Source organism: Pantoea sp. Cy-639 (assembly GCF_011752525.1).
Lineage (GTDB): Bacteria > Pseudomonadota > Gammaproteobacteria > Pseudomonadales > Pseudomonadaceae > Aquipseudomonas.
The window spans coordinates 183,916-196,298 of the sequence record NZ_VWXI01000006.1; the positions used below are offsets into that span (position 1 = coordinate 183,916).

At 63.7% G+C, this 12,383-nt stretch carries 12 protein-coding genes; 8 read left to right on the forward strand and 4 right to left on the reverse strand.

Going from position 1 to position 12,383, the window contains the following annotated elements:
* Window positions 1-8: 8 nt before the first annotated feature.
* From F3J43_RS10115 to fdhA, 6 genes are all read left to right on the forward strand, one after another.
* A complete protein-coding gene (locus tag F3J43_RS10115; protein WP_134689883.1) occupies window positions 9-1,259 on the forward strand; it encodes a sarcosine oxidase subunit beta family protein in 1,251 nt (416 codons plus the stop codon).
* A gap of 16 nt (window positions 1,260-1,275) precedes the next feature.
* On the forward strand, window positions 1,276-1,611 hold the full coding sequence (locus tag F3J43_RS10120; RefSeq protein WP_166885356.1) for a sarcosine oxidase subunit delta: 336 nt from the start codon (window positions 1,276-1,278) through the stop codon (window positions 1,609-1,611).
* Window positions 1,608-4,625, forward strand: coding sequence for a sarcosine oxidase subunit alpha (locus F3J43_RS10125; RefSeq protein ID WP_166885358.1), 3,018 nt, complete (start codon window positions 1,608-1,610; stop codon window positions 4,623-4,625). The genes F3J43_RS10120 and F3J43_RS10125 overlap by 4 nt, the downstream gene beginning before the upstream one ends.
* Window positions 4,626-4,780: 155 nt before the next feature.
* Window positions 4,781-5,413: a sarcosine oxidase subunit gamma gene (locus F3J43_RS10130; protein WP_166885360.1), complete on the forward strand. Its 633-nt coding sequence runs from the start codon at window positions 4,781-4,783 to the stop codon at window positions 5,411-5,413.
* 11 nt (window positions 5,414-5,424) lie between these two features.
* A complete protein-coding gene (gene purU / locus F3J43_RS10135) occupies window positions 5,425-6,282 on the forward strand; it encodes a formyltetrahydrofolate deformylase (protein ID WP_166885362.1) in 858 nt (285 codons plus the stop codon).
* Window positions 6,283-6,472: 190 nt separating this feature from the next.
* The gene (gene fdhA / locus F3J43_RS10140) at window positions 6,473-7,672 is read left to right on the forward strand and encodes a formaldehyde dehydrogenase, glutathione-independent (RefSeq protein ID WP_166885364.1); all 1,200 of its coding nucleotides are present in this window, start codon (window positions 6,473-6,475) and stop codon (window positions 7,670-7,672) included.
* Window positions 7,673-7,752: 80 nt separating this feature from the next.
* Here fdhA and F3J43_RS10145 read toward each other — a convergent pair whose 3' ends face one another.
* Window positions 7,753-8,574, reverse strand: a complete 822-nt coding sequence (locus F3J43_RS10145; protein ID WP_166885366.1) for an RHS repeat-associated core domain-containing protein — start codon at window positions 8,572-8,574, stop codon at window positions 7,753-7,755.
* 245 nt (window positions 8,575-8,819) lie between these two features.
* Between F3J43_RS10145 and F3J43_RS10150 the strand changes: the two genes are divergently transcribed.
* The gene (locus F3J43_RS10150; RefSeq protein ID WP_166885368.1) at window positions 8,820-9,386 is read left to right on the forward strand and encodes a DUF2780 domain-containing protein; all 567 of its coding nucleotides are present in this window, start codon (window positions 8,820-8,822) and stop codon (window positions 9,384-9,386) included.
* Window positions 9,387-9,440: 54 nt separating this feature from the next.
* On the opposite strand, the gene yihG is transcribed toward F3J43_RS10150, so the two are convergent.
* Entirely contained in the window at window positions 9,441-10,328 is an 888-nt protein-coding gene (gene yihG, locus F3J43_RS10155; protein ID WP_166885371.1) for a 1-acylglycerol-3-phosphate O-acyltransferase, YihG family, read from the reverse strand.
* 182 nt (window positions 10,329-10,510) lie between these two features.
* On the opposite strand from yihG, the gene rloA2 reads away from it, so the two are divergent.
* The gene (gene rloA2, locus F3J43_RS10160) at window positions 10,511-11,011 is read left to right on the forward strand and encodes a retropepsin-like aspartic peptidase RloA2 (protein ID WP_166885373.1); all 501 of its coding nucleotides are present in this window, start codon (window positions 10,511-10,513) and stop codon (window positions 11,009-11,011) included.
* Between the two features lie 46 nt (window positions 11,012-11,057).
* Here the strand turns inward: rloA2 and F3J43_RS10165 are convergent, their stop codons facing one another.
* Entirely contained in the window at window positions 11,058-11,672 is a 615-nt protein-coding gene (locus tag F3J43_RS10165; protein ID WP_166885375.1) for a glutathione S-transferase, read from the reverse strand.
* Between the two features lie 2 nt (window positions 11,673-11,674).
* A complete protein-coding gene (msrA, locus tag F3J43_RS10170; protein WP_166885377.1) occupies window positions 11,675-12,343 on the reverse strand; it encodes a peptide-methionine (S)-S-oxide reductase MsrA in 669 nt (222 codons plus the stop codon).
* Between the last annotated feature and the right edge of the window lie 40 nt (window positions 12,344-12,383).

Genomic DNA, 12,383 nt, shown 5'->3' on the forward strand with positions numbered 1-12,383 from the left:
CACACACCATGCAACGTTATTCGGGCTTCGGCCTCTTCAAGCACTCTCTCAGCCACCACGAGAACTGGCAGCGCATGTGGCGCACGCCAACACCGAAGAAGGTCTACGACGTGGTCATCGTCGGTGGTGGCGGCCATGGCCTGGCCACCGCCTACTACCTGGCCAAGGAGCACGGCATCACCAATGTCGCGGTGATCGAGAAGGGCTACCTGGGCGGCGGCAACACCGCGCGCAACACCACCATCGTGCGTTCCAACTACCTGTGGGACGAATCGGCGCACCTGTACGAACACGCGATGAAACTGTGGGAAGGGCTGTCGCAGGACATCAACTACAACGTGATGTTCTCCCAGCGCGGCGTCTACAACCTGTGCCACACCCTGCAGGACATCCGCGACTCCGAGCGCCGGGTCAACGCCAACCGCCTCAACGGTGTGGACGGTGAGCTGATCCGCACCGAGCAGGTCGCCGCCGAGATCCCATACCTCGACTGTTCGAAGAACACCCGCTACCCGATCCTCGGCGCCACCGTGCAACGACGGGGCGGCGTGGCGCGCCACGACGCGGTGGCCTGGGGCTTCGCCCGTGCCGCCGACGCCCTGGGCGTGGACCTGATCCAGCAGACCGAGGTGATCGGATTCCGCAAGGAGAACGGCGCGGTGATCGGTGTCGAGACCAACAAGGGCTTCATCGGTGCCAAGCGCGTCGGCGTGGTCACCGCCGGCAACTCCGGGCACATGGCCAAGCTGGCCGGCTTCCGCTTGCCGCTGGAATCGCACCCGTTGCAGGCGCTGGTGTCCGAGCCGATCAAGCCGATCATCGACAGCGTGATCATGTCCAACGCCGTGCACGGCTACATCAGCCAGTCCGACAAGGGGGACCTGGTGATCGGTGCCGGCATCGACGGCTGGGTCGGCTACGGCCAGCGCGGTTCCTACCCGATCATCGAGCACACCCTGCAGGCGATCGTCGAGATGTTCCCGATCCTCTCCCGGGTGCGCATGAACCGCCAGTGGGGCGGCATCGTGGATACCACCCCCGACGCCTGCCCGATCATTTCCAAGACCCCGGTGAAGAACATGTTCTTCAACTGTGGCTGGGGCACTGGCGGTTTCAAGGCCACCCCGGGCTCGGGCAACGTGTTCGCCGCGAGCCTGGCCAAGGGCGAGATGCACCCGCTGGCCGCGCCTTTCTCCATCGACCGTTTCTACAACGGTGCGCTGATCGACGAACACGGCGCCGCTGCCGTCGCCCACTGACCCGGAGACAACCGTCATGTTGCAAATCTTCTGTCCCCACTGCGGCGAGCTGCGCTCCGAGGAAGAATTCCACGCGTCCGGCCAGGCCCACATCGCCCGTCCGCTGGACCCGAACGCCTGCTCCGACGAGGAGTGGGGCACCTACATGTTCTTCCGTGACAACCCGCGTGGCATCCATCACGAGCTGTGGGATCACGTCGCCGGTTGTCGCCAGTACTTCAACGTCACCCGTGACACGGTGACCTACGAGATCCTCGAAACCTACAAGATCGGCGAGAAGCCTCAGGTCACCGCCACCACCCGGCAGAGCGCCGCGCCAGTGACCGCCAAGGCCCAAGGGGAAAAAGCATGAGCCAGACCTATCGTCTCGCCAGCGGCGGGCGCATCGACCGCAGCAAGGTGCTGAACTTCAGCTTCAACGGCAAGACCTACCAGGGCTATGCCGGCGACACCCTGGCCGCCGCGCTGCTGGCCAACGGCGTCGACATCGTCGGGCGCAGCTTCAAGTACTCGCGTCCGCGCGGCATCATCGCCGCCGGTACCGAGGAGCCGAACGCCATCCTACAGATCGGCTCCAGCGAAGCCACCCAGATCCCCAACGTGCGCGCCACCCAGCAGGCGCTGTACGCCGGCCTGGTGGCCAGCAGCACCAACGGCTGGCCGAACGTCAACAACGACATGATGGGCATCATCGGCAAGGTCGGCGGCAACATGATGCCGCCGGGGTTCTACTACAAGACCTTCATGTATCCCAAGTCGTTCTGGATGACCTACGAGAAGTACATCCGCAAGGCCGCGGGCCTCGGTCGCGCGCCGCTGCAGAACGATCCGGACAGCTACGACTACATGAACCAGCACTGTGACGTGCTGATCGTCGGCGCAGGCCCTGCCGGCCTGGCCGCCGCCTTGGCCGCGGCCCGCAGCGGCGCCCGGGTGATCCTCGCCGACGAGCAGGAAGAGTTCGGCGGCAGCCTGCTCGACAGCCGCGAGACCCTCGACGGCAAGCCGGCCGCCGACTGGGTCAACGCCGTGGTGGCCGAGCTGGAGGGCCTGGCGGACGTCACCCTGTTGCCGCGCAGCACGGTCAACGGTTATCACGACCACAACTTCCTGACCATTCATGAGCGCCTTACCGATCACCTTGGCGACCGCGCGCCGATCGGCCAGGTACGCCAGCGCGTGCACCGCGTGCGTGCCAACCGGGTGGTACTGGCGGCTGGCGCCCATGAACGTCCGCTGGTATATGGCAACAACGACGTGCCGGGCAACATGCTGGCCGGCGCGGTGTCCACCTACGTGCGCCGTTATGGCGTGGCCCCGGGCCGCAAGCTGGTGCTGTCGACCAACAACGACCATGCCTACCGCGCCGCGCTGGACTGGCACGACGCCGGCCTGCAGGTGGTCGCCATCGCCGATGCCCGCCACAACCCGCGTGGCTCGCTGGTGGAGGAGGCGCGTGCCAAGGGCATCCGCATCCTGACCTCCAGCGCGGTGATCGAGGCCAAGGGCAGCAAGCACGTCACCGGCGCCCGCGTGGCCGCGATCGATGTGCAGTCGCACAAGGTCACCAGCCCCGGCGAAACCCTCGAATGCGACCTGATCGCCACGTCCGGCGGCTACAGCCCGGTCGTCCACCTGGCCTCGCACCTGGGCGGTCGCCCGGTGTGGCGTGAGGACATCCTCGGCTTCGTGCCGGGCGATGCTCCGCAGAAGCGCGTATGCGTGGGCGGCGTGCATGGCGTGTATGCCCTGGGCGAGGTGATCGCCGACGGTTTCGAGGGTGGCGTGCGCGCGGCCACCGAGGCCGGTTTCAAGACCAGCGCCGGCACCCTGCCGAAGACCGTGGCACGCAAGGAAGAGGCCAGCGTGGCGCTGTTCCAGGTGCCCCACGACAAAGGCACCGCGCGTGCGCCCAAGCAGTTCGTCGACCAACAGAACGACGTTACCGCCGCCGCCATCGAGCTGGCGACCCGCGAGGGCTTCGAGTCGGTCGAGCACGTCAAGCGCTATACCGCGCTGGGCTTCGGCACCGACCAGGGCAAGCTGGGCAACATCAACGGCCTGGCCATCGCTGCCCGCTCGCTGGGTATCGGCATCCCGGAAATGGGCACCACCATGTTCCGCCCCAACTACACGCCGGTGACCTTCGGCGCGGTGGCGGGCCGGCATTGCGGTCACCTGTTCGAGCCGGTGCGCTTCACCGCGCTGCATGCCTGGCACCTCAAGAACGGCGCCGAGTTCGAGGACGTCGGCCAGTGGAAGCGGCCGTGGTACTTCCCCAAGCCGGGCGAGGATATCCACAGCGCCGTGGCCCGCGAATGCAAGGCGGTGCGTGACAGCGTCGGTCTGCTGGATGCCTCGACCCTGGGCAAGATCGATATCCAGGGCCCGGACGCGCGCGAATTCCTCAACCGCATCTACACCAACGCCTGGACCAAGCTCGACGTGGGCAAGGCCCGCTACGGCCTGATGTGCAAGGAAGACGGCATGGTCTTCGACGATGGCGTCACCGCCTGCGTCGGCGACAACCACTTCATCATGACCACCACTACCGGTGGCGCCGCCCGGGTGCTGCAGTGGCTGGAGCTGTACCATCAGACCGAATGGCCAGAGATGAAGGTGTACTTCACCTCGGTCACCGACCACTGGGCGACCATGACCCTGTCCGGCCCCAACAGCCGCAAGCTGCTGGCCGAGGTCAGCGATATCGACCTGGACAAGGACGCCTTCCCGTTCATGAGCTGGAAGGAAGGCCTGGTCGGCGGCGTGCCGGCGCGGGTGTTCCGGATCTCGTTCACCGGCGAGTTGTCGTACGAGATCAACGTCCAGGCCAACTACGCCATGGGCGTGCTGGAAAAGATCGTCGAGGCGGGCAAGCAGTACAACCTGACCCCGTATGGCACCGAGACCATGCACGTGCTGCGCGCCGAGAAGGGTTTCATCATCGTCGGCCAGGACACCGATGGCTCGATGACCCCGGACGACCTCAACATGGGTTGGTGCGTGGGCCGCAACAAGGCCTTCTCGTGGATCGGCCTGCGCGGCATGAACCGCGAAGACACCACCCGCGAGAACCGCAAGCAGCTGGTGGGCCTGAAACCGGTCGACCCGAACGTGTGGCTGCCCGAGGGCGCGCAGTTGGTGTTCGATCCCAAGCAGCCGATCCCGATGGACATGGTTGGCCATGTCACCTCCAGCTACGCGGCCAACTCCCTGGGCTATTCGTTCGCCATGGGCGTGGTCAAGGGCGGGCTCAAGCGCCTGGGTGAGCGGGTGTATTCGCCGCAGGCCGACGGCAGCGTGATCGAGGCCGAGATCGTCTCGGCGGTGTTCTTCGATCCGCAGGGCGAGCGGCAGAACGTTTGAATCGCAGGCCTGTAGGGGCGGTGCTTGCCCGGTTCGCCGGCAAGGCCGGCCCCTACCAGGTTGGTGCGCAGTCCTGTAGGCGCCGGCCTTGCCGGCGAACGGGCGAGCACGCCGCTGCATCTTTGCGACGAACAAGAATTCAAGGCAGGTAAGAAATGAGCGCTATCAACGTCTTCCAGCAAAACCCCGGCGCCGACGCCAAGGCCCAGTCGCCGCTGCACCACGCCGAGCTGGCCAGCCTGGTCGGCAAGGGCCGCAAGAACGCAGGCGTGACCCTGCGCGAGAAGAAATTCCTCGGCCACCTGACGATCCGTGGCGATGGCCATGACCCGGCCTTTGCCGGCGCCGTGCACAAGGCCCTGGGCCTGGAGCTGCCGGTGGCCCTGACCGTGGTGGCCAACGCCGATATGTCGTTGCAGTGGATGGGCCCGGACGAATACTTGCTGATCGTCCCCGGCGGGCAGGAGTTCGCCGTCGAGCAGAAACTGCGCGATGCCCTCGACGGCCAGCACATTCAGGTGGTCAACGTCAGTGGCGGGCAGACCCTGCTCGAGCTGCGCGGCGCCAACGTGCGCGACGTGCTGATGAAATCCACCAGCTATGATGTGCATCCGAACAACTTCCCGGTCGGCAAGGCCGTCGGCACCGTGTTCGCCAAGTCGCAACTGGTGATCCGCCGCACTGCCGAGGACACCTGGGAGCTGGTGATCCGTCGCAGCTTCTCCGACTACTGGTGGCTGTGGCTGCAGGACGCGTCGGCCGAGTACGGCCTGGCCATCGAAGCGTAAGGAGCAGCACCATGAGTCGGGCACCGGACACCTGGATCCTCACGGCCGATTGCCCGAGCATGCTCGGCACGGTCGATGTGGTGACGCGTCACCTCTACGAGCAGCGCTGCTACGTCACCGAGCACCACTCCTTCGACGATAGGTTGTCGGGGCGCTTCTTCATTCGCGTGGAGTTCCGCGCCCCGGACGCTTTCGACGAAGACGCTTTCCGCGCGGGCCTGGCCGAGCGCAGCGAAGCCTTCGGCATGGCTTTCGAGCTGACGGCGCCGAATCACCGCCCCAAGGTGGTGATCATGGTGTCCAAGGCCGACCACTGCCTGAACGACCTGTTGTACCGCCAGCGCATCGGTCAGCTGGCCATGGACGTGGTCGCGGTGGTGTCCAACCACCCCGATCTCGAACCCTTGGCGCACTGGCACAAGATCCCCTACTACCACTTCGCCCTCGACCCCAACGACAAGCCGGCGCAGGAGCGCAAGGTGTTGCAGGTGATCGAGCAGACGGGGGCGGAACTGGTGATCCTCGCCCGCTACATGCAGGTGCTGTCGCCGGAGCTGTGCCGACGGCTCGATGGCTGGGCGATCAACATCCATCACTCGCTGCTGCCCGGGTTCAAGGGCGCCAAGCCGTATCACCAGGCCTACAACAAGGGCGTGAAGATGGTCGGCGCCACCGCGCACTACATCAACAACGACCTGGACGAAGGGCCGATCATCGCCCAGGGCGTCGAGGTGGTGGATCACAGCCACTACCCCGAGGACCTGATCGCCAAGGGGCGCGACATCGAATGCCTGACCCTGGCGCGGGCTGTTGGTTATCACATCGAGCGGCGGGTGTTCCTCAACGCCAATCGCACCGTGGTGCTTTGACGATTGCCGGGGCTGCAAAGCGGCCCCGGCTTTTGCCTGCCGCAAAAAGGCATTCCCCTGTCGCATCCAGTCACCGCCCCACCTCCTATCCAGCCCACAATCCTCCTCATTCCAGTAACACAGGCCGCCCACGGAAATGGCGGCGCTTTCCACCACCGCTGCATAAATACAAATCAAGCGAGGTAAGAGCATGTCTGGTAACCGTGGAGTGGTGTATCTCGGCGCGGGCAAGGTCGAGGTGCAGAAGATCGACTACCCCAAGATGCAGGACCCGCGCGGCAAGAAGATCGAGCACGGTGTCATCCTGAAAGTGGTCTCCACCAACATCTGCGGCTCCGACCAGCACATGGTCCGCGGCCGCACCACCGCCCAGGTCGGCCTGGTACTGGGCCACGAAATCACCGGTGAAATCGTCGAGATGGGGCGTGACGTCGAGCGCCTGAAAATCGGCGACCTGGTGTCGGTACCCTTCAACGTCGCCTGCGGCCGCTGCCGCTCGTGCAAAGAGATGCACACGGGAGTCTGTCTCACCGTCAACCCGGCCCGTGCCGGTGGCGCCTACGGCTATGTCGACATGGGCGACTGGACCGGTGGCCAGGCCGAGTACGTGCTGGTGCCCTACGCCGACTTCAACCTGCTGAAACTGCCGGACCGCGACAAGGCCATGGAGAAAATCCGCGACCTGACCTGCCTGTCCGACATCCTGCCGACCGGCTACCACGGCGCCGTGACGGCGGGCGTCGGCCCGGGCAGCACCGTGTACGTCGCCGGTGCCGGTCCGGTCGGCCTGGCTGCCGCCGCTTCAGCCCGCCTGCTGGGCGCGGCCTGCGTGATCGTCGGCGACCTCAACCCGGCCCGCCTGGCCCACGCCAAGGCCCAAGGCTTCGAGGTGGTCGACCTGTCCAAGGACACCCCGCTGCACGAGCAGATCATCGATATCCTCGGCGAGCCGGAAGTGGACTGCGCCGTCGATGCCGTTGGCTTCGAAGCCCGTGGCCATGGCCATGAGGGCGCCAAGCACGAAGCCCCGGCCACCGTGCTCAACTCGCTGATGCAGGTGACCCGTGTGGCTGGCAAGATCGGTATCCCCGGCCTGTACGTGACCGAAGACCCGGGCGCGGTGGATGCCGCCGCCAAGATCGGTGCACTGAGCATCCGTTTCGGCCTGGGCTGGGCCAAGTCCCACAGCTTCCACACTGGGCAGACCCCGACCATGAAGTACAACCGCCAGCTGATGCAGGCGATCATGTGGGATCGCATCAACATTGCCGAGGTGGTGGGCGTGCAGGTGATCAGCCTGGACCAGGCGCCGGAAGGCTATGGCGAGTTCGACGCGGGCGTGCCGAAGAAATTCGTGATCGACCCGCACAAGACCTTTAGCGTGGTGTGAGTGAGGGAAACGCCCCGACAAGGGGCGTTTCTTCAGGGCCGTATGGTTTGGTATCAGGTGCAATATCGCCAGGGAAGCGTTCAAGTGCCTGAGAAGAAACCGACCAGACGGCGGGTGAAAGTGTCATCGGCTCGTAGTTTTTCCACTTTCGCATCAATCGTGCTCCAGTCGTCTATTGTCAGTTTGAATAGGTTTCGTGAAAGCCTGTGTCGTTCTAGTGTTATTTCGCGTTCTGTTTTCAGTTTTAGTTCCCTCATTTCCCTGATGTAGTTTCCCAAGAGCGGTGCTTCTATTTTCGTTAGCGGTGAATCAATACTAATGTGGCCATTTAAGGCTTGCTCGTTGATTTCGATACTTTCTTTCTGGATTTGCGTGAGTTTCTTAAGTTTTTCTATGCGCTTATAGGGATTTTGAATTTCCTCTGGCAGCGCAGGTATAGGTGTTCTGCTGAGTTTTTGTTTTGCTTCTTCTCGAGTCGGTGTGAGTTTACCGGGAGTGTCTATCTCATGAATTGTTGGTAAACCAGGCGGGGCGGACCAAGTGCGTGACTTCTCTCGATGGTTTCCCGACAGGTCTTGCCAGTTGATCGGATCCTGTTCGCAATAAGCATACGGATTGATTCCGCCCATGCCAAAAGGACTCCAAGCGTCTGGCGAGTGAAAACGCATCAGGACAGGATTGTAGGCGCGTTTGCCATTTCCCAATAGAGAGAGGCCTGCGGCCTCCAATATCTGTGCAGTGAATCCCGGCAACGGATATTTATCCAGGGTGCTGCCGCTAAAGCCAAACGGCGAGTAGATAAACACGTCACGGTTCCCAGCAACTTGACGCGTAATTACGGATCGTTGGTTGTCCAAGCCCAATAATACCGCCGCGGAACGTGGTGCATTGACCTTCAACATACGGCACCTGCGCGGGATTATCGATGGATTAGCTTGTTCGCTAATCCCAAGCGAGCGCAACTGATAAAAATACTAGCTATTAAGAATGGCAGCAATTCGTAAAATACCGGTCAAGCTGATTGCCCAGGGCAGAGATACCTGCTGATGAACGTGCAGTCACCCTCGGCAGTTGGTTCGGAACAAATCTCCTCCATCCCAGTCCAATCCTCGTTTCCCGGCCATTCCGGCCGACGAGGTCCCTCCCGATGAAAGCACTCACCCTGGCAACCCTGATGACCCTGGCCGCAAGCCCGGTGTTCGCCTTCAACCTCAACGATGTCGCCAATGCGGTGTCCGCCACGCAGAACCCGAGCGGTCAGGTGCAGGCTCCTGCGGCGCAGGCCAACCTGCTCAATACCTTGGGCAGCGAGCTGAAGATCACCCCGGAACAGGCCATTGGCGGGGCGGGAGCGATGCTCGGGCTGGCGCGCAACAACCTCAGTGGCGATGACTATGGGCAACTGACCAAGGCCGTGCCGGGGCTGGACCTGCTTTCCGGCAACAATGCCCTGGGTGGGTTGGGCGGCCTGGGGCAGTTGCTGGGCAAAGACAAGAACAGTTCGGCCCTGAGCAATGCCCTGGGCGGTGAGGTGGAGAACCGCAACGACCTGGATAACGCCTTCAAGGCACTGGGCATGGATACCGGGATGATCGGCCAGTTCGCGCCGTTGATCCTGCAGTACCTGGGGCAGCAGGGGATTGCCGGGTCGTTGCTGCAGAACCTGGGGAGCTTGTGGAATACCTCTGCGCCGTTGAGCCAGCCATCGGTCTGAGTGCCTGACGCGCCTACAGGGATCGCGAAATCCTGTAGGCGCGGGTTTGTGGCTTCAGCGCATCTCGGCGCGCAGTTCCTCGATCCGCTGGTCCTTGTCCAGCCACAGCTGGTTCACCCAGGCCTGCACCGTCTGGCGGAACGCCGGGTCGTTCTCGTAATCGCCCTCGCACAACGCCGGGTCGAGCTCGCGCACGCGGATATCGATGATCACCCGGCTGATGCTGCCGTTGAGCAGGTCCCAGAACCCCGGCGCCTTGTTGCCCGGGTAGACGATGGTCACGTCCAGCAGCGCATCGAGTTGCTCGCCCAGCGCTGCCAGCACGAAGGCCACGCCGCCGGCCTTGGGCTTGAGCAGGTGGCGATAGGGCGATTGCTGTTCCTGGCGCTTGGCCTCGGTGAAGCGGGTGCCTTCCAGGTAGTTGACCACGGTCACTGGCTGGCGCTTGAACAGCTCGCAGGCGGCCTTGGTGATCTCCAGGTCCTTGCCCTTGAGCTCGGGGTGCTTCTCCAGGAACGCCTTGCTGTAGCGCTTCATGAACGGGTAATCGAGCGCCCACCAGGCCAGGCCCAGCAGCGGGACCCAGATCAGTTCCTTCTTGAGGAAGAACTTGAAGAACGGCACCCGGCGGTTGAGGCTTTCGATCAGTGCGGGGATGTCGACCCAGCTCTGGTGGTTGCTGACGCACAGGTAGGAGGTGTCCTGGCGCAGGTTCTCGATGCCGCGGATGTCCCACTGGGTGGGGATGCACAGGGCGAAGATGGCCTTGTCGATTTCCGACCAGGTCTCGGCGATCCACATCACCGCCCATGAGGCGTAGTCACGGCCACGGCCAGGCAGGACCAGCTTGAACAGGGCGAAGACCAGCAGCGGGCCGATCAGCACCAGGGTGTTGAGCAGCAGCAGGGTGAGGGTGAGGATGCCGGTCAGCAGGCGACGCATAAGGAGACTCTTGTGGTGTGTAGTGAACGATCGGCAATGATAAGCAGCGCGGGGGCCTTAGCCAAACGTCGTACGTCCATTAACCGGGACAAATGTTTCACATTGTGTTGTTTAACCTGTGGCATCGAACCTATCCTGCCAGCGCAGTCCAAGTACTGTCTCATCTCAAGGAAGCCTGCCCAGTGAAAGCCCTGCTCGCCCTGCTGTCTCTCGTCGCGTTGCCGGTATTGGCCGCGCAACCCACGATCTACGGCCGTTACGAGAACATCAAGCTGCCGGAAATCGGCGAAACCCTGAAAGCCAAGATGGACACCGGCGCCTGGACCGCCTCGCTGTCGGCCAAGGATATCGAGCTGTTCAACCGCGACGGCGAAGAGTGGGTGCGTTTCCGCCTGGCGACCAAGGACGCCGACGGCAAGGTCTATGAACACAAGGTCGCGCGCATCAGCAAGATCAAGAACCGCGCGGACGAGGACGACGAGAGCGAGACCCCCGAGCTGTCCAAGCGCCCGGTGGTCGACCTGGAGCTGTGCCTGGGTGACGTGAAGCGTACCGTGGAGGTCAACCTGGTCGACCGCAGCCACTTCAACTACCCGCTGCTGATCGGCTCCAAGGCCTTGCGCGAGCTCAAGGCCGCAGTGGACCCACGGCAGAAGTTCACCGCCGGCAACCCAGGTTGCTGATAGCCAACTGAGTCGCTCAAGCGTCAATCGCCAGCCTGTCGTGTGATCAGGCCACCGGGAAGGTGGCGAGCATCGACGGCCGCTGGCTCACCTGGATGAACCAGGCAGCCAGCCCCGGGTATTGCGCGCGCCAGTCGAACTCAGGCTGGCGCAGGTCGAGGTAGCCCAGGGCACAGGCCACGCCGATTGCCGCGATATCGAAGCCCGCGGCCAGTTCGGCGAGGTGTTCCCGCTCCAGGTTCGCCAGCCCGCGGCGGATCTTCTCGCCTTGGGCTTCGACCCAACCGTGCCATTGCTTGTCCGTCGGGCGCAGGAACGTCTCGTAGCGCGTGGCTACCGCCGCATCCATGATCGCGTCCGCCTGGGAGGCCAGGGTCAGGCGCCGCCAGCGCGTAGAGCCCTCGCGGGGGATCAGCGGGTTGCCGACATGCTGGCTGTCGAGGTACTCGCAGATCACCCGGCTGTCGTGCAGCACGCTGCCGTCGTCCAGGCGCAGGGCCGGGATCTTGCCGATCGGGTTGCCCTGGTTGAGCTGATCGTCGCCGTTGACCGGGCTGATGTTGACGCCCTGCAGGGTGACGCGTTGCTGTTGGCCGGTCTCGTGCAGCACGATCATGACCTTGCGCACGAAGGGCGACAGCGGCGAATGGAACAGGATCATGTTCAGTTACCCTGCAGGCTGGGTGGCAGGCACACGCCGGTGCCACCGATGCCGCAGTAGCCGTCCGGGTTCTTGGCCAGGTACTGCTGGTGGTAGGCCTCGGCGAAGTACACGGTCGGCGCCTGGTCGATCTCGGTGGTGATCGCGCCGAAGCCGGCCTTGTGCAGCTCGGCCTGGAAGGCGTCGCGGCTGGCCTTGGCTTCGTCCAGTTGCTGTGGCGAGGTGCAGTAGATCGCCGAGCGGTACTGGGTGCCGACATCGTTGCCCTGGCGCATGCCCTGGGTCGGGTTGTGCAGTTCCCAGAACATCGCCAGCAGCTCGCGGTAGCTGACCTTGTTCTTGTCGAACACCACCAGCACCACTTCGGTGTGGCCGGTCAGGCCCGAGCAGACTTCCTCGTAGGTGGGGTGGGGAGTGAAGCCGCCGGCATAGCCGACCACGGTGCTGACCACGCCTTCACGCTGCCAGAAGCGCCGCTCGGCGCCCCAGAAGCAGCCCAGGCCGAAGATGGCGAAATCGATGTCGCCTTCGAAGAAGGGGCCAAGCAGCGGGGTGCCTTCGAACACGTAGTGGAATTCGGGCAGGGTCATCGGGGTTTCGCGGCCAGGCAGGGCCTGTTCCGCGGTGGGCAGGACATTTTTGTTCACCAGGATTTGCGAACGCAGGACCATGGCCGTTCCTCTCTTAGGTATTCAACAACCTGGGGCCGCT

Excerpts from the sequence above, each read along its gene's own strand:
- F3J43_RS10165 (WP_166885375.1), bottom strand. The coding sequence starts at position 11,672 with ATGATCCTGTTCCATTCGCCGCTGTCGCCCTTCGTGCGCAAGGTCATG.
- F3J43_RS10130 (WP_166885360.1), top strand. The coding sequence starts at position 4,781 with ATGAGCGCTATCAACGTCTTCCAGCAAAACCCCGGCGCCGACGCCAAG.
- yihG (WP_166885371.1), bottom strand. The coding sequence starts at position 10,328 with ATGCGTCGCCTGCTGACCGGCATCCTCACCCTCACCCTGCTGCTGCTC.
- F3J43_RS10145 (WP_166885366.1), bottom strand. The coding sequence starts at position 8,574 with ATGTTGAAGGTCAATGCACCACGTTCCGCGGCGGTATTATTGGGCTTG.
- purU (WP_166885362.1), top strand. The coding sequence starts at position 5,425 with ATGAGTCGGGCACCGGACACCTGGATCCTCACGGCCGATTGCCCGAGC.
- F3J43_RS10150 (WP_166885368.1), top strand. The coding sequence starts at position 8,820 with ATGAAAGCACTCACCCTGGCAACCCTGATGACCCTGGCCGCAAGCCCG.
- F3J43_RS10125 (WP_166885358.1), top strand. The coding sequence starts at position 1,608 with ATGAGCCAGACCTATCGTCTCGCCAGCGGCGGGCGCATCGACCGCAGC.
- F3J43_RS10120 (WP_166885356.1), top strand. The coding sequence starts at position 1,276 with ATGTTGCAAATCTTCTGTCCCCACTGCGGCGAGCTGCGCTCCGAGGAA.
- fdhA (WP_166885364.1), top strand. The coding sequence starts at position 6,473 with ATGTCTGGTAACCGTGGAGTGGTGTATCTCGGCGCGGGCAAGGTCGAG.
- msrA (WP_166885377.1), bottom strand. The coding sequence starts at position 12,343 with ATGGTCCTGCGTTCGCAAATCCTGGTGAACAAAAATGTCCTGCCCACC.
- F3J43_RS10115 (WP_134689883.1), top strand. The coding sequence starts at position 9 with ATGCAACGTTATTCGGGCTTCGGCCTCTTCAAGCACTCTCTCAGCCAC.